The organism is Spirosoma profusum, assembly GCF_014699005.1.
Lineage (GTDB): Bacteria > Bacteroidota > Bacteroidia > Cytophagales > Spirosomataceae > Spirosoma > Spirosoma profusum.
Genome location: NZ_JACWZY010000019.1, coordinates 128,575 through 151,178 on the forward strand (window position 1 = coordinate 128,575; position 22,604 = coordinate 151,178).

Here is a 22,604-nt window from a genome sequence, read left to right on the forward strand (position 1 = left end):
CCGGGCCGCTGGTGCGGTTCCATAATAGGTTTAAAATGAAACGGCGCGGTTGGTTGGTCATTGTCGGGTTGATGCTAGCTGTTTTTTTCGGGCAGTCGTACGCGATTGACCCCGGAAAAATCCGGGAGTTTCACATCCGTGAAAACGACACAACCTCGTACACGCTCATACTCGTGCTTGACGATGCTGGTCAACCAGCCTACTTCTTTCGGAACATTTTCACGCCGGTTTGTCTGACGGGTGAGTGCAAACCCGTTTACATCAATTTCTACTGGGATCTGTTGGGTAACTACCAGCGCTTCGATTTTCCACCGGGCGAGGTGCTTACCAAGATGGATCACAAGGAATTCAAACAGGAAGACTACGATAAGTTGCAGGGAATTTTACACAATCCCAGTTCGCTGCTGAAGGACGTAGCGATGAACGATCTGGTTGGTAAAGGCACTGAAAATCTGGCAGATTCGGTCGATGCGAAGGCAGGCGCTACGTTGAAAACGGTTAAGAATGAAGTTATTGACGGAGCCGTTTATACGTGTTATACACTCTGGCACATTGCCCACGGCTACGTAGTGAATGAGATTCGGCGGATAACCGAAACCTATCAGGACGATACGTTGCTGCATCGGTTTCTGGGCAGCAACAACTTTGATTATCAGTATTGGGCAATGGAACGGGTTATTACGTCAGAGGGCGACATTTATCCGGGATTCATGCCCGACGTATTGAAAATTGTTCAGGGGAAAAACCTGTTTACGGCTCGGCACGCGCTGCAAAAACTGTCTAACCGATTTTTTCAGACCGACAGTCGCCAAAGCTGGTTGTGGGAAACGTATCAGAAAGCCGGTTATGCCTTCCAGATCGCCATCCTGAAAAAATTGACGAACGTACCGTTTCGCGCACCATTAGCTGAAGCCATTGCTCAGGAAATTCCGAAATCCAATCAGGAGCAATCGGGAATGATGCTGAAGCTGCTGGCGAAACAACCGAGTTTATCTGACAAAGCACAGGTACAGTTAGCCCGCCGGCTCAACGCCCCCAATTCGGAACAGGGTAATGCGATTTATCAATTGCTTACGAAGTTGAAGTCTAAAAATCAGCAAGTTATTGCTCAGTTAAAGACATTTGAACGTAGCGCTACTCAAACCAATAAATAATATGAAAACACTATTCAGCCTATTATTTTGCCTGATAGTCAGTCTGAAACTGTTGGCGCAGGATCAGGTTTTCGTCGAAACGGAGTCGTTCGAAAATAAAGGAGGCTGGGTTATCGACCAGCAATCGTTTGTAGTACAGGGTTCGTCGTACATCATGGCGCACGGCATGGGCAGACCCGTAAAAGACGCAACTACAACCGTCAAATTTCCAAAGAAAGGGAAGTATCGCGTTTGGGTACGTACCAAAGACTGGGCACCTTTTCCGAAAGGGCCGGGCAAATTTCAGGTTAAACTCGATAACCAGTCCTTACCGATGATTTTCGGCGAAAGCGGTTCTGACGAGTGGAAATGGTATGACGGGGGCGAAGTGAACGTAACGAACGAACAAGTTGCTCTTGCCCTGCACGACATGACCGGTTTTAATGGCCGCTGCGACGCGATTCTGTTTACGAACACCCCCAAATTTACGCCCCCCAACAAGCAGGAAGAATTGACTGCGTTTCGGAACAAGCTGCTGAATCTGAGTGGCAAAACTACCGATGCGGGCAACTTTGATCTGGTGGTTGTGGGTGGTGGAATTGCTGGTACTTGTGCGGCTATTTCGGCGGCTCGTATGGGTCTGAAAGTAGCTTTGATTCAGGACCGGCCGGTCTTGGGCGGCAACAATAGTTCCGAAATTCGGGTGCATTTGATGGGTGATACTGACAAAAACCATTACCCCAAACTCGGACGTATCGTGCGCGAAATGGACAACGGCGACCCCGGAAACGGTAATGCCGACGCAAAGGAATACGGCGATGCGCGCAAAACGAACATCGTGAAAGCCGAACGTAACATTACGTTATTCCTGAACACACACGTTTACAAAGCCGAAAAATCGGGCGACAAGGTCGTAGCAGTAGTCGGGCGCGACATTGCCACGAATCAGGAAACACGTTTCAGTGGTACGTTCTTCACCGACTGCACCGGAGACGGCACGTTGGGACATCTGGTTGGTGCCGAATACCGGTTTGGGCGCGAAAGTAAAGCCGAAACGGGCGAATCGCTGGCGGCCGAAAAATCAGACGATTTCACGCTGGGTACGTCGAATCTGTGGGCATCGCTGGAGCGTGATACCGTATCGGCGTTCCCGGAAACGCCCTGGGCGCTTCCCTTCACGGACGAATATCACATCGACAGCCCCAAAGCTGACTGGGAGTGGGAAACGGGTTTCGGCAATTTCAACACTATCACCGATGCTGAAAAAATCCGCGACCATAACCTACGGGCCATTTTCGGAAACTGGTCGTACCTGAAAAACAACAAGAAAGAAAAATACGCCAAACGCGAACTCGCCTGGGTTGCCTACATCGGAGGCAAACGTGAATCGCGTCGGATCATTGGCGACCACATTCTGAATCAGATGGACATTCAGGAAGGCAAGCAACACTCCGATGGCACCGTTACCGCTACCTGGACCATCGACCTACATTTTCCCGACGCCAAAAACAGTAAATACTTTGAAGGACAGGAGTTTTTCGCCGGAACGAAGCACATCAAAGTTGCCCCTTACACCATTCCATATCGCTGCCTATACTCGAAAAATATTTCGAACCTGTTCATGGCCGGACGTAACATCAGCACGACTCACGTCGCATTCGGCAGCACCCGCGTGATGCGCACCTGTGGCATGATGGGCGAAGTGGTTGGCATTGCCGCCTACGTAGCGAAAAAATATAATACGTCGCCACGGGGCGTTTATCAGGCGCACCTGCCTGAACTGATGGGGATTATCAAAGATGAACCGACTACTGCTAAACCCTGATGATACCCCCAACCGATTCGTCGGACCGCCCCTAAAGGGGGCTTCTTTAGTCCCCTTTAGGGGCGGTCCGACGAATCGGTTGGGGGTGCTTCTATTATCGTTTCTGTTCCTACTAACCGGAATGAAAATGGCAACAGAAACGCCGTTAATCAGTCTGGAAGGGGAAGCGCAGGGAACAACGTATCACATCAAATACCGCGACGAACGGCAACGTAACGTCAAAGCCGAAGTTGAGTCGGTACTGACCGATATTGACAAATGTTTGTCGCTGTATCAGCCTGATTCTGAGATTTCTCAGTTTAATCGGGGGGAGACGCATCGGTTTCGATCGGCGCATTTTTATCCGGTGCTTAAAAAAGCGGCTGAGGTTTTTCGAGCCAGCGAGGGCGCTTTTGATCCAACCGTTTTGCCACTGGTCGAAGCGTATGGATTCGGCGCTAAAAAAGTAGGATCGCCGGAAAACGCAAACGTCGATTCGTTGCTTCAACTGGTCGGATTTCAATACGTTACGTTCGATGCGGTATTGATCAGGAAAGCAAAATCAAACGTTCGCATCGACCTGAATGGCATCGCACAAGGGTACACGGTTGATGTGCTGGTGGAGCTGTTGGAAAGTAAAGGTATTAATCAATACATGGTAGAAGTTGGAGGGGAGATTCGGGCAAAAGGACAAAAAGGGGAGGGGCAGTTCTGGACAGTAGGCGTTGCCAATCCGCTACGTCCTGAGCAGTTGCAGGCCAAAATGCCGCTAACGAATCGAGCCATGACTACGGCAGGAAATTACCGGAATCGCTACGTATCGAACGGGCAGGTATTCGGCCACATTATTAACCCAAAAACGGGTCTGATGGAGCAAAGCGACTTGTTGAGCGTAACAGTATTTGCCGCCGATGCTATGACGGCCGATGCCTACGATACCGCGTTTATGGTGATGGGACTGGAAAAAACGAAGCGTTTTCTAGAAACCCACCCCGAATTAGATGCTTATCTACTCTATACCGATAGTGAGGGTAAGCTCCAGGTATTCGCCACCAATGGCGTGAAAACTTTATGAAAAACAGTACGTTCTTTTTCGTTTATGTACTTGCGTTGCTGCTTGCGGTAGGTAACGTAGCAAAAAGTCAGTCGGGGTTGCCTCAGTTGGCGAATGACCGCGTGAAACTGACTTGGACAAAAACAGCCAGTGGTTTCGCGTTAAAGGAACTTCAGGTTCGGCGGGGAAATGGCTGGCAGACAATCGGTACGCCATCGGGCGAAAATACCTTGCTGTATGCCGTCGAAAAACCATCCGACAAGCCAGACACTACGTTCAAAAGCATTACCGGCGAAGAATTTCCCGGCCCGAAATACCATTACCAACAGGCACAGTGGTCAGAAACGACGAGTTCTGTCTCATTAAATACGGCCGGAAAAGCGATTCACTTTTTCCCGAAAGGCGTCCAGACAAACGGTAAGAATAACGTAACGTTTCGCCAGGAAACCGACGTAGCAACGATTACGACAGAATGGAGATTTGACCCAAAATTTCCATCGGACGTAGTAGTGACGCAACGGCTAACGGCTAAAAAAGAAGGCTATTTTTCGTTGGCAAGCCCAACACTCGCTACAGTTGCTGAATCGCAACTGAGTTGGGCAACAGTGCCGGGTTATTTTCAGGGTAATACGTTCCAGAAAAACTTTGCGCTCGCCTACGCCTACGGACACGGAATTCCGACACTGCCGGTTGTGTATCACGAACGTAGTGCCAGTACGTTGTCGCCCATGATTAGCATACGTAACGGTATCACGTTGTCTGTTATTCCTGAACCCGGTCTGTCTCGTGATCCGTGGGCGAACGACAAAATTACGCAGACCGACTGGCAACTTGGTCTGTCGCACATGAATCGCAAGGCGCAACTTTCGCCGACACTGTACTACCCCGTTTTGGGCGAAGAGAAATCAGCGATGAAAGCTGGCGAAACGGTGAGCTACACCTTTCGCTATAGCCTGACCGATGGAGACTGGTTCAAAGCCCTGAATCATGCTGTGTACGATGTGTATAAGTTTAAGGAATCACTATCGATCCGGCAAAACAAGCAATCGCTGACCGACCGGATCCAGAAAATGCACCACTACCTCATCGACCCGAAAACGTCGCTCTGGAACGTAGAGGAATTTGACGGAAAGAAAATCGGTGCACAATCATATCTGGGTGGTGTAGTTGGCTCTAACAAAGACGCCATGAAAAATTCGGATTATGGCGCGATGTGGATGCTGGCCACGGCTACCAAAGACCCGCTGTTGACGCAGAACGTATTGCCTTATGCGCTGAATTTCAAACTGGTACAGCAACAGACTACATCCGGTTTTTTTGAAGGCGCTGTCAGAGGACAATATTATCTTGCCAAATCCAAAAAGTTTGTGGAGGAGTGGGGTGACGTAATGGAACCCATCGGCGTTACGTACTACACCATGCTCGACGTCGGGAACATGCTCCTGTTTGAGCCAAATAACGCTGAGCTAAAACAACGGCTGAAGTTAGGAGCCGACCGTCTGTTGAGCTGGCAGAAGGGCGACGGAAGTTGGGCCGTAGCGTATGACCATCATACTGACGCTGAGATTTTTAAGGATGTGCAGGACGTTCGCCCTACGTTCTACGGCCTGTTAGTTGCCTACCGCTTGCTGAAAGACCAAAAATACCTGGATGCCGCTCGAAAAGGGGCGGAGTGGATGCTCAAAAATGCCATCGAAACCGGTAGTTACCTCGGCGTTTGTGGCGATGCGCGCTACGCACCCGACTTCGCGACCGGGCAAACGGCGCAGGCTTTTCTGGATTTGTACGACCTGACGAAAGACGCGCGCTACCAGAAAGCCGCTATCACCGCAGCCAAAGTGTACACAACCTCAATTTACACGCACCCAATTGCCAGCCATCAACCGAAAACAGTGAACGGTGTTCCCCGCGAAGATTGGGAAATCAGTCAGACGGGTTTGAGTTTCGAACATGGCGGCATTTTCGGATCGGCCACGCGGCACGGACCGATTCAACTGGCAAGTCACGCAGGGTTGTTCATTCGGATGTACGGCCTGACCAAAGAACCTATTTTTGCGGATATGGCGCGGGCAGCCGCCGTCGGTCGTTATGCGTTTGTCGACCCGCAGACTAGTGTGGCTTCTTACTACTGGAATGCCATGAACAAGGGCGCTGGGCCGTATCCGCACCACGCCTGGTGGCAAATTGGCTGGCTAACCGATTATCTACTGGCCGAGGCCGAGTTACGTTCGGCGGGTAACGTAACGTTTCCGCGCGGGTTTGTGACGCCCAAAGTTGGTCCGCACCAGACGTACGGCTTCGCACCCGGACGTATCTATGGAAAACCGGCAGAATTGCTGGTTCGCGAGAACGTAGTGACTCCAGATAATCCAAACGTAGAATACGTACTGGCCCAATCACCTGATAAAAAACAGTTATTTATCGTATTACTTAACAATCGGGCGCAGGCTACGACCGCCAATATTCAGCTAAAACCAGAAGTGTTACGTACTGGAAAAGGAAATCTGAAATCCTTGTCCGACGGCAAAGCTTTGTCTGGAACCAACCCTGCCATTCAGCTTCCGGCTTTCGGAATTGCGGTTTGGTCGTACGAATGGCAATAAAACTCAACGTAACAGACCTAAACGCAATCGTTCATGAATTTAAAGAATCTGGTTTTCGCCCTGCTTAGTAGTTGGATGCTGGCTGCCAGCCTACCAGCTTGGTCGCAGCAAACGCTGACTATCAGCAACGATACGTACCAGATTACGGTGCCCTCTCGGCTCAATGCAAAGTCGGTGCTGACTATCACGAAAGGCAATTTACGCCGGAATATTCGCCCTGAATTATTGCTGCAATCCACGACGGAGAACCCAAATCTGCAAAATACGGCGGCTGAGAAAACACGCTACCCGATTGGCGGCTGGAAACGTTCGGCGACCGACATCGAACGTGATGCTTTCAAGGTCGCACCCGCTACGTATCATCAGGCAGTGAGCGTTCGGCAAGGGCAACGTAGCGAGTTGATTTTTTCGTTTAAAGAAACGTCGCAAGGCAGTTTGGCGCTGCGTGTTACGTTGCCATCAGGCCAGGGAGCGCCTGTGATTGAGATGCAGTTAACTCCAAAAGCGGAAGCGTATTATTCGTTGGGATTCACAGGCTTAACGCCGACTGATACGGCCAATGTCCAGTTTCTGTATCAGCCCATGACCTGGTCGTGGCGGAGGTTTCCGAACAAATCGTACCTGGCGCCCGAAGCGTTTGCACTCACGGCTGCTACGTTCATAAATACAAACGGACTGACCGAAGGTGTCGCGCCTGATCCGTCCGAAATCCCGTATCGGTACGCGTTTACCAAAAATTCGCGCTTTGGTTTGGTGCTACGTGACGAAGCCGGAAAAGCCCGCCCGATGCTGTTTGCGCCGATTCTGGGTGGCGAAGATTCGAAGATGGCACCCGGCAAAACGTATTCGTTCAAACTACGTTACGTCCTGCATCCAGGCGATTGGTACGCTGGTACGCAATTCATTCTGCGCGATATTTTTCACTACAAAAAAGAACGCCAGAACGCCACCGTTTCCCTCAATCAGACGCTTCAGAACATGATTGACTATGCGATGGGGCCGTACGGTGGTTGGGTCGAAGAGTTGAAAGGTTCTGATTACGTGCAGGATGTGGTGGGCTCGGTGAAGAACGTATCGGCTCTGCACGCGTTGGGTGTGGCATTGAGTACGGGCAGTATGGAAATCTACCGCCGTCGGGCGTTGCCGATGATGGAATACGTAATGTCGCGGGAGAAATACCTGTATGCTATTTCCGACACGATACGGCTGCAAAGTCCGTCGCACTTTCTAAAAGGCCCTTGCGTTGAAATCGGTGAACTATCAGGTCTGCACGACATGACGGGCGGACGAACTTCGGCGTTTCGGCTCGAAACGGAGCGCATTTTCGGTACGGCCCGAAAACTGAATCTGAATACGGCTACCGGTGGTGATTCATGGCAGGATTTTCTGGCCCGCTACCGGATGCTACGTAACCCCGCTGATCTCGAAAAAACGCGCCATCAAGCGGATGCCGCCATCAAGCAGGAACTAGGCAAATACCCAACCAACTTCCAGACCAATGCGGGCCTGAAAGATACCGAAGCCCTGTTTTACACCGATTTTACGCCCCGCTGGCTCGACCTGCTCGAACTTTACGAAGAGACAAAGGAACCGCGGTATTTGGAGGCTTCGATTACCGGCGCACGTCAGATGTTGCTCTGGTTACGTTCCAATCCGATGGCGCCTGATTCGACCATTACTGTCAATCAGGGGGGAATGGTGAAGGGGCAGGCGCATAAACGCTACAAGATTAACAGCCTTGATTTTTTGCCCGGATTTGACGCCACGATTCAGGCTCCCGAACAGAAAATCGACGCCTGGCGTACGTCGCTGGTGGGTTTATCACCCGAGCAGCCGCATACCTACGTCGGCAATGGCCCGATTATGCTGGCTCATCATGCGGCTTACCTGCTTCGGCTGGCGCATCTATCCAACGATACGTTGTTTCGAGATGCAGCTTATAACGCGGTCGTTGGGCGATACGCTAATTTCCCCGGTTATTATTTTACTACGTTGAATACCAACGTCTATCAGTCGCCTGATTACCCGCTGCATGATTACTGGGACATCAAATTCAACTTCATTTTTTTCAACCACATCTGGCCGCACATTGCGCTGGTGATGGATTTTCTGGTCAGCGATGCGTATCGGATGTCGAAAGGGAAGGTGAATTTCCCGTCGGCTTACGCGCCCGGTTATGCCTACCTGAGTAGTAAGGTGTATGGGCATAAAGCGGGTGAGATTTTCGGGAATAAAGACGTACGGCTGTGGCTCCCAGCGAATGCTTTACAAGTAAATGACATCGCGCTGAATCATCTGTTTGGCGTTGGGCAGAACGATCTCTACGTGGTACTGATGAATACAGCGAATAAAGCCGTTACGTCAACGCTCAATTTGCAACCTGATCTGATTCCGTGGAACAAAGCCCAGACGTATAAACTTACAATTTATCAGGCTGACGGTACGTCAGTAGAAGGCACGATGACCGATGGGAAACTGTCTGCCAACGTACCGGCGATTGGTTTGATTGGCATCAAGATTCACGGATTGAAGGTGGACGTACCGTTACAGAAACAGGCTTCTCTAGAAACCGGAAATGGTACGTCGGCCAGTGTTGCTACGTCTCCGCAGCAGGCTTTCAGCAGAAAAGAAACTGCTACGCAACTAGGCACTGTGACAGGGATGCTGTTTAATCTAGTGCCGCAATTTTCGGATGCGTACATCTTCACTGATGCGACCGAAAAAACGCTCAAACAGGTGACGCTACGTTATCGGCTTGGGAATCAGGAGTGGAAAACGGTTGAGGATACGCGCTATCCCTATGAGTTCAGCGTCCATCTGGCTGACCCGAAACAAGCATTGGAATACAAATTAGAAGGAATTGGTCTGGATGGGAAGTCCATCGCCATCGACCCTATTACGCTACGTAATTAATTCATGAACACGACCATCGATACCGCCGTCATTGTCATTTTCTCAGCCTTCGTGCTGGGAATTGGGATGTTATTTGCCCGGACAGGACGCAACCTGAAATCGTTTTTTGCGGGTGGAGAGGCCGTACCCTGGTTCATTGGTGGATTGTCGCTGTTCATGAGCTTTTTCTCGGCTGGTACGTTCGTGGCTTGGGGAAGCATTGCCTACAAATACGGCTGGGTCGCCATTACGATTCAGTGGACGATGTGCATTGGCGCACTCGTAACCGGCCTGTATCTGGCTCCGCGCTGGAAAGCAACAGGTGCTCTCACAGCCGCCGAATTCATCCGTGAACGACTTGGGCTGACAGTGCAGAAAGCCTACATTTTTATTTTTACGCTGGTCAGCATTTTCATCAAAGGATCGGTGCTGTATCCGGTGGCCAAACTGGTGAGCTCGTCGCTGAATCTGCCGCTGGTACCCACAACGATTGGGCTGGGCATTTTTATGATTGCGTACACCGCCGTGGGTGGGTTGTGGGCCGTCATGGTGACCGATATTCTGCAATTTGTGGTATTGTCAGCAGCTGTGTTTATCCTGCTTCCTTTATCGCTTGACCGTGTGGGTGGTTTCGATGGCTTTGTAAAGGCTGTTCCCGACGATTTTTTTAATGTCCTGAACGGCGAGTATACGTTCGGGTTCGTGCTGGCTTTTGTCTTTTACCACATCGCATACATTGGAGGCAACTGGACGTTTGTGCAACGCTATACGAGTGTCGACAGCCCAAAATCGGCGCGAAAAGTGGCTTTTCTGTTTGCTGGATTATACCTGATTAGTCCGGTTATCTGGATGATGCCGCCGATGATTTATCACGTTATTGACCCTTCGCTGACGGGGCTGGATACCGAAAATGCTTATCTGAAAATCTGCCAGTTAGTGCTGCCTCCCGGCTTACTCGGCCTGATGCTGACAGGCATGTATTTCTCTACATCAGCCAGTGCAAACACGGCGCTTAATGTAGTTTCGGCGGTATTTACGAATGACATTTACAAGGGTTTAATGAATCCGGAAGCGTCTGACCGACAGCTTATTCGCGTGGCACGTGGCTCGTCGTGGGTGTTTGGGTTGGGAATGATTGGCATTGCGTTGCTGGTACCCAAAGCGGGTGGAATTGTGGAAGTGGTTTTGAGTATTTCTTCGATTACGGGCGGGCCGTTGCTGGCTCCTCCACTCTGGGCGCTGTTCTCCAAAAGGCTAACCAGTCGCGCTACGTTATGGATTACCGGTGTTGGATTGTCGGTTAACCTGTTCTTCAAAGTGCTGTCACCTGCTCTGCTGGATTTCAAATTGTCGCGTGCGATGGAAACCGTAATCGGGGTTGGCCTGACGCTAGTGCTACTATTGATTTATGAACTCTACGCTCGCTCGAAAGATTTGGTCGCCGATGAGCATTTACACTATCAGAAAGCCCGACAGCAGAAGCGCGACGACGTATCAGAAGCTACTTCAATCGAAGAAAAGGAAGCCATTGTTCAGCAAAATCGATTTGGGCTGAAAGTGATTGCGGGTTCGTTGGTATTCACGGCAATCATGCTGTTTGGGTTAGGCTTTCTGGCTAATGTCGGTGGGACCGTTACGTCCATTATTGGGGTAGTGATTTTGCTGGCCGCGCTGATTCCCTGGAGGGCAGCAAGAAATAGACAAACCGATTTAGCCTTGAATCAGGCGGAAAAATTCATCAATTCGAATGACTGATAATCGAGGAAAATCAATGGAGCGAAGGATGGAAAAATGGCGGTCTTCAGAAACCAAATGCAGGGCATTTGCTGCTAGGGCGCAGTCGACATACTTGTTGTCGTCGGCATCATTTTCCATTAAACCCCAATCAAAATACACCGTTTACAGTATGCAATTTTCAAGGGATAAAAGCAGTTTTATGACGTTATCAGCAACAGCTGGCGAAGTTTTCTCTGCCAATTTTTCGTGGTATTCGAACAGAATGTCATTACTGACAACTAATTCAAACTGCCCGGCTTTCAGCGCATCAAAAATTGGGCGATATGGAGAGGTAACTGGTAATGAAATGAGGAGAACATTTATATCAAGAACAACGCGCATAATCAGGGTTTTGGCGAACGAAGATGTTCCTGTTTCCAATTCTCGATGGTTTGCTCACTCCAGCCTTTCTCCTGCCAAAGCTGATTCAGCTCACTATCAATTTTCTGGGAAAAATAATCAGCTAACAACCGCCGAATATCCTGAAGCTGATCGTCAGATACGTTGTAAGGATAGAGTTTCAGTAACTCCCGCTGCAGGTTGCTCAATGAGGAAGCGCTTTGTGTTGCCATCCTGTAATTCATTTTTTACAAATCTACTTAAAATTGCCTTCATTTTTTTGGCAATGACGATGACAGTTCTTGCACAGAATACATCGCTCAACGGCAATTGGGCCTTCCGAACAGACCCTAACGATATAGGTGAACAGCGGGGTTGGTTTCGGGCAAACGCTAACGTAGCAAATTGGGATTCACTGCCTGTTCCGGGAAACTGGGATTTACGAAATGAATATGCCAGCTACGTTGGGAAAGGCTGGTATCGTCGCTCGTTTGCTACGTCTCAACGTAACGGTGATAAAGTGGCACGACTGCTTTTCGAAGCAGTTTACCACGATTGTGCGGTATGGCTCAACGGGCAGAAATTGGGCGAAAATCATAGCGGTTTTCTTCCGTTTGAATTCGACGTAACGAAACTGCTGAATCCCAACGGGCCGAATACGTTGGTCGTTTGTGCGGATAACTCGCTCACACGCGGGGCCATCTGGAATTGGGGTGGTATTCGTCGGCCGGTTTCTTTAGTAGTGTCGGAGCCGGTTCGGATTGTTCGGCAACACATCACACCTTCGGTTGATTTAAGCAAAAAATCGGCAACGGTTTCTGTTCGGATTTCTCTTCAAAATTATGGGGGTCAGGTTGCTAACGTAACGGGAACGGTGCAATTGACTGCCGCCAATGGTTTTACGCGATCATTGCCATTTAAGGTGAGCGTACCAGCTAGCGGCACAACTTCTGCCGTCGTCCAAACATTGCTCACACCCAAAGAAACGCATCTCTGGCACTTCGACGATCCATTTTTGTATACGGCGACTACTACGTTGGCCAATGTAGAGAAGCAGGTCAATCGTTTCGGGCTTCGTAAGATTGAAATCGACAATAAAGCGTACACACTGAAACTCAACGGCGATGTTGTCCGACCGATGGGCTTTAATCTGGTGCCCGACGACCGGACGACGGGCAATACGTTGCCTACCTGGCGTATTAAGGAAGACATCGATCTGCTGAAAGGCGTGGGCTGCACCATGACGCGACTGTCGCACTTGTGTCTGCCCGAAGAAGTGATGGATTACCTCGATGAGCGGGGTATGCTAGTTATTTCCGAGATTCCGCTTTGGGGATTCGACCGGTTCGCTGATCCGACCAGTGCTACGTCGCGCGACTGGCTTACTCGTCTGATTACCAATCAGTATAATCATCCGAGTGTGATTATGTGGAGCGTGGGAAATGAAATCGGCTATTTCCCCAAGTCGCTTCCCTATGTGGAAAAAGCGATTCCGTTTGCCCGTACGTTAGATAGCACTCGTCACGTATCGGCGGTGAGTCATACGGGCAGATTTACACCCGATGTTGTCGATTTTAGCGATATGGGTCTGGTGAACGGATACAGCCAGAATTTAAGTCCTAACATCCGCCTTATTCACGAAAAGCACCCAGCTAAAACACTCTTCTATACCGAATACGGCATCACGCAATTTGTCGAAAACCTCGATGGTAACTTCAATGCCCATCTGCTGGTTGATTCCATCCGAAACATTCCTTACCTGATTGGAGGCTCGTTGTGGACGTTCAACGATTATCGGAGTCGGTTCAATGGCACCAAAGAAGGTTCGGGAAACCGTGCATGGGGTGTTGTGGACGTATATCGAAACAAGAAACGGGCGTACGAATCAATTCGGAAAGAATACAGTCCGTTACGTGAATTAACTCTTAACACGAACGGTACGTCCGCTACGTTAACAGTTACTCCACGGGGAGTTCTTGACTTACCAGTCTATCCACTACACGGCTACCAACTGCTTTGGAAACGTACTGACGCAACCGGCAAAATCGGGCAGGGCGGTTTGCTACCCTTACCCGACATTCGTCCTGGCGATGCTGCGAAGACATACACGGTCAACTGGCAATCTGACAACGCCGTTGCCATGAGCGTTGAACTGCTCGCTCCGACCGGTGACGTACTGGCTGATACTACGTTGTTTCTGCAAAAGCCAACGCCCGTTCAGCCAACCTATACCAATGGCGGAAGAGGTTATTATAACGGCACGAGCGGTGGCGGTGTGATACGTGTTCATTACCAGAAAAACCCAACCGCAACGGCGTATAAAGTACGTTACGGGGAAACGGGCTTAGATCAGGAAACCCCAACGACAATCAACGATTACATTGAGATTCCAAAGCTAACGCTGGGCAAAACGTATCAGGTTGCGCTTGTAGCTGTGAATAACGCTGGAGAAACCCAGTCGTCCGCAATTCGTAAGATAAAGGTTGATACAGCGCAGTTTGCGCCACCGATTATTCAGCATGTAGAGCCTGCCGATGGCGGTTTTTTCATCGGTTATGCCAGTCCCGAAGCTGACTATACGTACCGCGTTCAGGTAACAACCCAGCCTGGAAATTACACTAACGCCCGTACCATACAGACAACTACGCCCGGTACATTATTCGTCTCAGAACTCACGAATGGGAAACCGTATTCTTTTCGATTCCAGCGCGTTACCGATAGCTGGAGCGATAGCGATTGGTCGGAAGAACGTAGCGTTACGCCCGATGGTGGGCAACGTCCAGCAGCGCCGATTTTACAGGGTGTAGTGCGGCAAGGCGGGTCAGCACTGGTTTGTTTCGAACCCGTGCGAAAAGCCACGGGTTATCGGCTCGAATACCAGTCTGCAAAGGGCACTTGGCAGCAGCAAACCATCCCGACTGCCCAGACTGGCCGCATTCTACTGAATAATCTTGATCCAAAACAATCCTATCAATTCCGGCTGGCGACGCTCAACGATGCGGGCCAATCGGACTATTCATCCACGATAACGAGTCAATCTGATGGTAAAGGCAGAAGCAACCCCTAAACGTACCCCAAAAACAAACTCACTCTCGTCCGACCTGGTAGTTGTCGGAGGAGGCTTATCCGGCGTTTGCTGTGCCATTACAGCCGCGCGGGCGGGCATTCGGGTCACACTCGTGCAGGACAGGCCTGTACTTGGTGGGAACTCATCGTCCGAAGTGCGGCTGTGGGTACTGGGCGCTACGTCGCACATGGGCAACAACAACCGCTGGGCACGCGAAGGTGGCGTAATCGACGAACTACTGGTCGAAAACTGGTACCGTAATCCTGAAGGTAATCCGCTGATTTTCGATACGATCCTACTCGAAAAAGTTGTTTCGGAGCCGAATATCACGCTTTTGTTAAACACGGCTGTGTTCGATGTTTCCATGAACGGCGACCGGATAGCGTCGATTCGGGCGTTTTGTTCGCAGAACAGCACGATGTATGATCTGGACGCGCCGTTATTCTGCGATGCATCGGGCGATGGCATCGTTGGTTTTCAAGCTGGAGCCGCCTTCCGCATGGGAGCAGAATCGGCGGAGGAGTTTGGCGAAAAATTCGCGCCCAGTGCCGAATACGGTGAGTTGTTGGGGCATTCGCTCTACTTTTATACTAAAGACACAGGCCGTCCGGTGCGGTTCGTACCGCCTGCCTACGCACTGGACGACATCACTAAAATTCCGCGTTATCAGAAATTCAACGCGCAGGAACACGGCTGTCAGCTCTGGTGGATCGAGTACGGCGGTCGGCTGGATACCGTTCATGAAACCGAAACCATCAAGTGGGAACTCTGGAAAGTAGTGTATGGCGTCTGGAATCATATCAAAAATTCCGGCCTTTTCCCGGAAGCCGAAACCATGACGCTCGAATGGGTCGGTACGATTCCCGGCAAACGGGAAAGCCGTCGATTTGAGGGCGATTATATGCTTATCCAACAGGATGTTGTCGAACAACGAGAACATAATGATACGGTAGCATTTGGCGGCTGGAGCATCGATCTGCACCCCGCCGACGGTGTTTTTTCCGAAAAACCGGGCTGCAATCAGTGGCACAGCAAAGGCATCTATGGCATTCCGTACCGTTGCTACTACAGCCGCAACGTAGCAAATCTGTTTTTGGCGGGACGTATCATTTCGGCCAGCCACGTAGCATTTGGCTCCGCGCGGGTAATGGGCACGAGCGCACACGGCGGTCAGGCTGTGGGCATGGCTGCTGCGTTGTGCCGGAACGCCGGACCGACACAAAACGGCCTGCTTCCCCGCGACCTCACCGAGCCAAACCGGATGGCAAGCTTGCAGCAGTCGTTGCTGAAAATCGGGCAACATCTGCCGGGTGTTACGCTTCACGATCCAGCCGACCTGACGCACACTGCTACGTTGTCGGTATCCAGCGAGTTGGTTTTGAGCGAATTACCAGCTAATGGCCCGTTGGCACCACTTACCGATTCGGCTGCCCAGATGCTCCCACTTCCGGCTGGTCGGGTGCCGGAGCTAACGGCTTTTGTGGTAGCCACGCAGGACACTACGTTAACCGTTGAACTACGTCGAAGCCGTAAACGTGATAATCACACACCCGACGTAACGCTGCAAGTCCTTACGATTCCGGTTCAGAAAGGGAAACAGGCGGTATCGCTCCCATTCGATGCCAACCTCGATCAGGCGCAGTACGTATTTATCTGCTTCCTGAAAAACGAGCATATTCAACTGCGTTATAGCCTGACACGACTAACGGGCGTCCTATCTGTATTCAACAAGACTAATCCTGCTGTATCAAATTATGGCAAGCAGGAACCAACGGAGGATATTGGCGTAGAAACCTTCGAGTTCTGGTGCCCCGAACGCCGACCAAAAGGGAATAATATCGCCCTCCAAATCGAGCCGGGGATTCGGTTGTTTACACCTGAAAACGTTCGCAATGGTATGCAACGACCGACTAACCAGCCTAACGCCTGGGTAGCCGACCTGACCGATCCGAATCCGACCCTTACCCTTAGCTGGCCCAGCCCGCAACGGATCAGTCGCGTCGACTTATCGTTCGATACGGACTTCGACCATCCGCTCGAAAACGTAATCATGCGGAATCCCGAAACCGAATCGCCGTTCTGCGTCCGCGACTACGTTCTCTGCAACGACCGACAGGAACGTATTTATCAATGTACGGATAATCACCAGTCACGTAACACCATTATATTTGACGAGCCCGTTGACACCCAAACACTTACAATTCACTTGAAGGCTGCTCTGCCAACGGTGCCAGTGAGTTTACTAGAGATACGTTGTTATTAAGCTTTTAACCTTACGTTCTTTAAAATACCTCGTCAGGGCATTTTAACGGCGAGATAACCAGAATTAACGTAGTGCGAAAAGGAAGGGGTCGATTGTCGCAATCGGCCCCTTATGTTGTCGTTTTCACACATATCAGGAGTCAATCAATTCGACTACTTTTGACTGCATAATAACAACAACGACTTATGAACATGACCACTAAACAAATCGCAGAAGCCTTTTCTCGCCACGACTTCGCGAGTACGTATCCTTATCTCTCCGATGCAATCCAATGGAATCTGGTTGGCAGCCAAACAATTAACGGAAAGCAGCATGTCATTGCTACGTGTGATCAATCAGCGGATTATCTGAAAACCGTCACCACTACGTTTGATAAGTTTTTAGTGCTTGGAACGGAGAACGACGTAGTGATCGACAGCTTATCTACTTACGAAGATGACGAACAGCAGCGCTCAAACGTGGCCTCCTGCGATTGGTATCGCTTCGAGAATGGGAAGCTGGCCGAAATAACGTCCTATACGATTGAAATAAAGGATTAGGAAACTCTATTTCAGGACGACAAAATCAGTGATGTTTTCCAAAAGCGGCTTCCATTCGTCAGGAGTGCGGTACTTGCGGTAGTTTTTGACGCGATGGAACGTCAGAAAATTGGAATCGTGCTGGTTATTAGCACCGCCCATACCGTCGTCAAAGGCGGTTCGGCAGGCAACGATAATGTCTTTGCCGTCGAATTGCCAGTCGACGTACTGAAATCCGTGTTTTTCGACATCTGGGTTGTAGAGGATAATCCCGCGAATAGTCCAATTTTCGAGGTCGGGCGACGATAGCATGACCTGCGAATTTCGGGCGCGTTCTCGCTTAAAAACGCGGTGTTTGGGCAATGCGTAGTTTGTGAACGTATAGTACAGTTTCGTTTTTGGGTCGAAGCGAATGTTGAATTTTTTGCAGGCACCGGGGAGTTTTATGAACCTGACGGTGGTAGAATCCGCTGTCTGGCCGTCGTTGCTGACCCGGTACGTCACGGCCTGATCGTCCTCCAGATTGTTGACACGTAGTATATTCCAGATTTCACCTTTAGGGTTCATCACTACGTTGCCTTCCAGCCAGGCATTCCCTGGTTTCCAGTCGGTTTTGTTGTAGACGAGGTGCTGGGTAAACGACCAGCTTTTAGGGTTGAGCAGATCGGCATCGACGGGAGCGGATGCCACAAAACTCCGAAAGTTACCCCAGCTAGTGGTTGGCACGTTACGTTCCATCCCTTTCCAGACGCGCCCGTTGAACACCTGAACCGGCACCGATGCACAATGGTAACCCTGATCTGTACTCAAATAACCTTCGTTTACGCTGCTCCAGTTTCGTCCCCCATCGGCTGACCGCCGGATACTCATTCGGCCGTATTCTTTTGTGGTTCCCAACAGGTACAAAGCGCCCTTATTCATGAACAACGTAGCCCACCACAGACTATCCAGTTCAGCGATTTTCTGCCAGCTTTTTCCCTTGTCTGCTGATTCAAAAACATGCGTATGTTGTGGCGTTGGGCCCTTTCCGAAAATATCATGCGACGCTACGTATTTTCCATCGGGCAGAATAACGATGCTGGGCGAGCCGAGAAAGTTACCCGCCGATTTAGGTAGGTGATCGATGACGACACCCGGTACGTTCGGGAAACGTTGACCCCAGGCAATAGACAACGTAACGAAACTGAAGAGCCAAATGTGGATAAGCTGTTTCATGACCTTTTGGGCCGTGTTTTGTCATGCTGACGCAGAAAAGCATCTCAGCGTATCCTTACCCATTTGTTTGGATACGCTGAGATGCTTTCCTGCGTCAGCATGACAAAATCACTGCTTTTTTTTTCTGTAAAAATTGTAAATAATCACTTACGCATACGTAACATTAATCGCAAGCTCTTCATAAAGCTTATCGATCTCTTCCAGTAGAACATCGGTCTTTGCTTGCACGGCTGCCGTAAGTGGATCAACCAGTCGGCGGGTGTAGAGCGAAATCGGCAGGCCCCGTTTTTGCAGACTGTACTTGGCAATAATCGGGTAGGCCGTATGCACCAAATCCATACAATCGGTTATGAACTGCTGCGCCCGACCAACCTGATTCTGCCGCGCCGGATCATTGAAATTCGCACAAATCCAGGTAATTAATTCCGGAAAAATATTTCCCTGAATGCACGACAACCCAGCAGCACCAGCCTTCAGCGACGAAAAGGCGTTCACCATATACGCATCATAAAGACCAAACTCATAGCCTTCAGCTACCTGTAAGCGACGCGCGACTTCATCGGCATCCAGACAGGTATCTTTGTGGTAAATGAGCCGACCAGAAGGTAAAAGGTCAGCCAGAATATCACTGTTAATGAGTCGTTTATAGGGAACCGGACATTCATAAAATCCTAACGGAATCCCTTCCGTAAGGTGCATGAGTTGATGCATACGGTCTAGAAAAACCGTATTACTTTCGTCGGGATTGGCTAACTGGCTCGTGATGACAATAACCGCCTGAATGCCGGTCTGGTATATACGTTTAACAAAATCGGCCTGCTCCGTAATTGAACCACCGAACGTACCGGTTGCCACCACGGGCACCCGCCCTCCTGCCCGATCAACGACCTGTTTGGTCACAGCTAATCGCTCCGCATCGGTCAGTTCGTACATTTCGCTCGACAGGCAATTGGCAAACAACCCGGCAGCACCCGATTCCAGGTAGAAATCGGTGAGGTGATCCAGGCCCGATGCATCGACGGCTCCAGATTCTAGAAAAGGGGTGAGCATCACAGGAATAAACCCACGAGGCAGTGAATGAGCAGTATTTTGGGACATGGCCATAATAGTAGAGGAAGTATCGAATTACTTACTGAAAATCAACTAATTGAATTCGCGTTGCACGGATGATGAGGTTGATTGAACCCCGCTCCGGTTTGTGCGTAACTTGGTCAGCAGCAGACCAACCAGAAAAATAGTTAGGGTTCCGACCACCATAATCATATTTTGGTGCAGTGGATTACGTAACGCGGCAAAATCATCGGATAGCTTACCTGAAAAGGTCATCCAGACAATAACCAGTACCCCGATCAACGTAGCGGTTAGGGCTTCGGCGTTACGTGTCGAGCGGGAGATGATCCCTAACAGGAACAGGCCAAGCATACCACCCGCAAAAATCCCCGACAACATCCACCAGATGTCGAGCACGCTCTTGATACCGATCATGGCAATGCCCGTGATCATGCCGAGCAAACCGAATGTTGTCGTAGCAATGTATAGCAGACGTAGCGACTGTTTATCAGTCAGATTTGGGTTAATATACCGACCGTAAATGTCAACCGAAAACACGGTGGCCGAAGCATTCATACCCGAACTGATGGTGCTCATGGCCGCCGACAAAATAGCCGCTACAATCAGCCCTACCAAGCCCGCTGGAACCTTGTTGACCATAAAATGCGGCATCACTTTATCGCCAATGTCGGCGGGGCCAAGCGTTGCCGCTAACTGAGCAATAGCGGACTGACTTCCACCAGGTAACCGCTCGGCAGCCACACTCATACGTACTGCATTCAGCAAGTCGGGATTTGCCTGATAATAAGCGTACAGGCACGATCCCAGAAGAAAGAAGAGCAGCGAAATCGGAACGTAGAGATACACGCACAACCAGATCGACCGCGTAGCCTCCTTAACCGACGTAGTGGTGTGGTACCGCTGAACGTAGTTCTGATCCATGCCAAAGTTGTTCAGGTTCATGAAAAATCCGTAGAGCAGCACAACCCAAAACGTCGATTGAGTGAAATCAAGAGAGAAACTGCCTAAGCTGAATTTATGATCGACCTGACCAACCTCCAGAATACGACCCATGCCGCCAGGCATACCAGCAATTACCAGCCAGAGGATAATGACAGCCCCAGCGGTTTTCACAACACCCTGCACCACCTCCGTCCAGATTACGGCTTCCATACCACCAAGCACCGTATAAATGATGATGCAACTTCCCACGATAAGCATAATGGTTGCCATCGGGTAGCCGGTCAACGCCTGTAAACTCAGTGCAATACCAAAGAAAATGGACCCCATTCGCGCCAGTTGCGTGAGCAGAAAACAAACGACGGCGTAGGTTCTGGCCCAGGGACCAAATCGGTGTTCTAAGTGAGTGTAAGCCGAGACTTCGCCCGTGTGTCGGTAAAACGGAACGAAGTATTTGGCCGCTACCCAGGCCGCAAAAGGCATCGATAGACTGAAAACAAAGGAATTCCAGTTTGACCCAAAAGCTTTCCCTGGTACACCCAGAAACGTATTGCTACTCAGGAACGTAGCGTAAATCGACATACCGATAGCCCAGCCTGGAATCTTGCCCGATGCGGTCGTAAACTGATCGGCATTATTGGTTTTCCGGGAAAAATAAACCCCAACGCCTACCATTCCGGCCAGGTATCCGACAATCACCAACAGGTCAACAATTGGAAGCGTTTTCATAATTATTTATTCGGTAGTTAGGGAAATTTTCTATAATCTAGTCAATAGAATAGTACAAGCTGATTGTTAAAATGCACCCGCAAAGTGAGCGCGATTAAATTATTTTACAAATAAATTGCCTTTTACCGAACAATCATTGTACTGGATTATCCTTTCATTCAACGAGCTTAACAAGTTTAACCAGTGATTAAACAGTCCTTGAACCGATTCTGGTCTGCCAGCCAAACTGGCCCGCATTATTCAGGTATTTCTTTTTGTATTCCAAAGGAGAAATGCCCTGTACTTTTTTGAACTGACGGTAAAAATTAGACAGATTATTGAATCCGTTCTGATAGCAAACCACTTCAATCGACTGTTTATTATCGATCAAGGCTCGGCAGGCATAACTAATACGTACTTCGATCAAAAACTGACTATACGTTTTGCGCGTCATCAGCTTAAAATACCGACAGAACGACGTAATACTCAGGTTGGCAATGGCTGAGATTTCCTCCAGGGTGATTTCGCGGGTGTAGTTGGCTAAGGTAAACTCACACACCGTGTTTAACCGAACCGTTTCCAGCTCATTCGACTGGTGAAACGCGTAGGTTGACGACAAGGTCTCCATCGAGTCGGACTGGGCCAGATGAGTGAGGATGGTTAACAGTACAGCAATTCGATTCAGCGGAGCCTCTTCGACCGTTTGCTGCATCAGTGGGCGGATTTTCTCGGCTAGTTCCCCTCGAATCAACAGACCACGTTTGGCTCGTTCGTAGAGTTTGGCGATGGGCACTGCTTCGGCCAGATGCAGAAAACTCTCTCCCAGCCAGTTCGGTAGAAAATGTATGACAATAGCCTCAAAATGAGCATCGGGGTCAGCCTGCCAGTAACTTTCGTTGCACTGCCAGTTATGTGGCAGGTTTTCTCCCAACAGAATGATCTCGCCCGGAGAGAAGTTCGCAATGCTATCACCAATGAAACGGACGCCTTCCCCACGAATCACGCAGTGAAGCTCCAACTGCGGGTGATAATGCCAGATCGAACCCCGATTTTGAATGCGTGTTACGTCATGGCGGGCGGTGAAGGCATCCTGAGTATTGGCAGGCACCCGATGATACTGCAATTTCATGGCTTCGGGCTGATTAGGCGTTTATACTACGAATTATGGGTAGCTACTTTTTGTCATCCTGACGGAGGAAGGATGACAAAAATCCCGATAAAC

General features: G+C 49.9%; 15 protein-coding genes. 9 read left to right on the forward strand and 6 right to left on the reverse strand.

Features of this window, described 5'->3' with window-relative positions:
• Positions 1-35 precede the first annotated feature (35 nt).
• Genes IC229_RS21015 through IC229_RS21040 form a run of 6 tightly spaced genes read left to right on the forward strand, consistent with a single transcriptional unit; the run spans position 36 to position 11,241 of the window.
• Positions 36-1,154 (forward strand): hypothetical protein, encoded by a 1,119-nt coding sequence (locus tag IC229_RS21015; RefSeq protein WP_190888984.1) that lies wholly within the window; start codon positions 36-38, stop codon positions 1,152-1,154.
• A gap of 1 nt (position 1,155) precedes the next feature.
• A complete protein-coding gene (locus tag IC229_RS21020; RefSeq protein ID WP_190888985.1) occupies positions 1,156-2,958 on the forward strand; it encodes an FAD-dependent oxidoreductase in 1,803 nt (600 codons plus the stop codon).
• A complete protein-coding gene (locus IC229_RS21025; RefSeq protein WP_223834106.1) occupies positions 2,933-4,012 on the forward strand; it encodes an FAD:protein FMN transferase in 1,080 nt (359 codons plus the stop codon). Before IC229_RS21020 ends, IC229_RS21025 begins: the two co-directional genes overlap by 26 nt.
• The gene (locus tag IC229_RS21030; RefSeq protein ID WP_190888986.1) at positions 4,009-6,594 is read left to right on the forward strand and encodes a glycerophosphoryl diester phosphodiesterase; all 2,586 of its coding nucleotides are present in this window, start codon (positions 4,009-4,011) and stop codon (positions 6,592-6,594) included. Before IC229_RS21025 ends, IC229_RS21030 begins: the two co-directional genes overlap by 4 nt.
• A 33-nt stretch (positions 6,595-6,627) precedes the next feature.
• Entirely contained in the window at positions 6,628-9,507 is a 2,880-nt protein-coding gene (locus IC229_RS21035) for a hypothetical protein (protein WP_190888987.1), read from the forward strand.
• A 3-nt stretch (positions 9,508-9,510) separates the two neighbouring features.
• On the forward strand, positions 9,511-11,241 hold the full coding sequence (locus tag IC229_RS21040) for a sodium:solute symporter family protein (protein ID WP_190888988.1): 1,731 nt from the start codon (positions 9,511-9,513) through the stop codon (positions 11,239-11,241).
• 144 nt (positions 11,242-11,385) lie between these two features.
• Here IC229_RS21040 and IC229_RS35370 read toward each other — a convergent pair whose 3' ends face one another.
• A complete protein-coding gene (locus tag IC229_RS35370; protein WP_223834107.1) occupies positions 11,386-11,604 on the reverse strand; it encodes a PIN domain-containing protein in 219 nt (72 codons plus the stop codon).
• Between the two features lie 2 nt (positions 11,605-11,606).
• Complete coding sequence (locus IC229_RS21050; RefSeq protein ID WP_190888989.1) at positions 11,607-11,834, reverse strand: hypothetical protein; 228 nt, start codon at positions 11,832-11,834, stop codon at positions 11,607-11,609.
• Positions 11,835-11,893: 59 nt separating this feature from the next.
• Here IC229_RS21050 and IC229_RS21055 point away from each other — a divergent pair, with 59 nt between their 5' ends.
• The 3 genes from IC229_RS21055 (at position 11,894) to IC229_RS21065 (ending at position 17,470) form a co-directional block, all read left to right on the forward strand.
• Complete coding sequence (locus tag IC229_RS21055) at positions 11,894-14,668, forward strand: sugar-binding domain-containing protein (RefSeq protein ID WP_190888990.1); 2,775 nt, start codon at positions 11,894-11,896, stop codon at positions 14,666-14,668.
• Positions 14,643-16,931, forward strand: coding sequence for an FAD-dependent oxidoreductase (locus IC229_RS21060; protein WP_190888991.1), 2,289 nt, complete (start codon positions 14,643-14,645; stop codon positions 16,929-16,931). The genes IC229_RS21055 and IC229_RS21060 overlap by 26 nt, the downstream gene beginning before the upstream one ends.
• Before the next feature lie 191 nt (positions 16,932-17,122).
• On the forward strand, positions 17,123-17,470 hold the full coding sequence (locus IC229_RS21065; protein WP_190888992.1) for a nuclear transport factor 2 family protein: 348 nt from the start codon (positions 17,123-17,125) through the stop codon (positions 17,468-17,470).
• A 6-nt stretch (positions 17,471-17,476) separates the two neighbouring features.
• Here the strand turns inward: IC229_RS21065 and IC229_RS21070 are convergent, their stop codons facing one another.
• From IC229_RS21070 to IC229_RS21085, 4 genes are all read right to left on the reverse strand, one after another.
• Positions 17,477-18,664: a sialidase family protein gene (locus IC229_RS21070; RefSeq protein ID WP_223834108.1), complete on the reverse strand. Its 1,188-nt coding sequence runs from the start codon at positions 18,662-18,664 to the stop codon at positions 17,477-17,479.
• Positions 18,665-18,811: 147 nt separating this feature from the next.
• A complete protein-coding gene (locus IC229_RS21075; RefSeq protein ID WP_190888993.1) occupies positions 18,812-19,768 on the reverse strand; it encodes a dihydrodipicolinate synthase family protein in 957 nt (318 codons plus the stop codon).
• Between the two features lie 39 nt (positions 19,769-19,807).
• A complete protein-coding gene (locus tag IC229_RS21080) occupies positions 19,808-21,403 on the reverse strand; it encodes a sodium:solute symporter (protein ID WP_190888994.1) in 1,596 nt (531 codons plus the stop codon).
• A 187-nt stretch (positions 21,404-21,590) separates the two neighbouring features.
• On the reverse strand, positions 21,591-22,511 hold the full coding sequence (locus IC229_RS21085) for an AraC family transcriptional regulator (RefSeq protein WP_190888995.1): 921 nt from the start codon (positions 22,509-22,511) through the stop codon (positions 21,591-21,593).
• Between the last annotated feature and the right edge of the window lie 93 nt (positions 22,512-22,604).

Bases quoted from the DNA above. Each gene is read 5' to 3' on its own strand.
- IC229_RS21015 (WP_190888984.1), top strand. From the start codon at position 36: ATGAAACGGCGCGGTTGGTTGGTCATTGTCGGGTTGATGCTAGCTGTT.
- IC229_RS21020 (WP_190888985.1), top strand. From the start codon at position 1,156: ATGAAAACACTATTCAGCCTATTATTTTGCCTGATAGTCAGTCTGAAA.
- IC229_RS21025 (WP_223834106.1), top strand. From the start codon at position 2,933: ATGAACCGACTACTGCTAAACCCTGATGATACCCCCAACCGATTCGTC.
- IC229_RS21030 (WP_190888986.1), top strand. From the start codon at position 4,009: ATGAAAAACAGTACGTTCTTTTTCGTTTATGTACTTGCGTTGCTGCTT.
- IC229_RS21035 (WP_190888987.1), top strand. From the start codon at position 6,628: ATGAATTTAAAGAATCTGGTTTTCGCCCTGCTTAGTAGTTGGATGCTG.
- IC229_RS21040 (WP_190888988.1), top strand. From the start codon at position 9,511: ATGAACACGACCATCGATACCGCCGTCATTGTCATTTTCTCAGCCTTC.
- IC229_RS35370 (WP_223834107.1), bottom strand. From the start codon at position 11,604: ATGCGCGTTGTTCTTGATATAAATGTTCTCCTCATTTCATTACCAGTT.
- IC229_RS21050 (WP_190888989.1), bottom strand. From the start codon at position 11,834: ATGGCAACACAAAGCGCTTCCTCATTGAGCAACCTGCAGCGGGAGTTA.
- IC229_RS21055 (WP_190888990.1), top strand. From the start codon at position 11,894: ATGACAGTTCTTGCACAGAATACATCGCTCAACGGCAATTGGGCCTTC.
- IC229_RS21060 (WP_190888991.1), top strand. From the start codon at position 14,643: ATGGTAAAGGCAGAAGCAACCCCTAAACGTACCCCAAAAACAAACTCA.
- IC229_RS21065 (WP_190888992.1), top strand. From the start codon at position 17,123: ATGACCACTAAACAAATCGCAGAAGCCTTTTCTCGCCACGACTTCGCG.
- IC229_RS21070 (WP_223834108.1), bottom strand. From the start codon at position 18,664: ATGAAACAGCTTATCCACATTTGGCTCTTCAGTTTCGTTACGTTGTCT.
- IC229_RS21075 (WP_190888993.1), bottom strand. From the start codon at position 19,768: ATGGCCATGTCCCAAAATACTGCTCATTCACTGCCTCGTGGGTTTATT.
- IC229_RS21080 (WP_190888994.1), bottom strand. From the start codon at position 21,403: ATGAAAACGCTTCCAATTGTTGACCTGTTGGTGATTGTCGGATACCTG.
- IC229_RS21085 (WP_190888995.1), bottom strand. From the start codon at position 22,511: ATGAAATTGCAGTATCATCGGGTGCCTGCCAATACTCAGGATGCCTTC.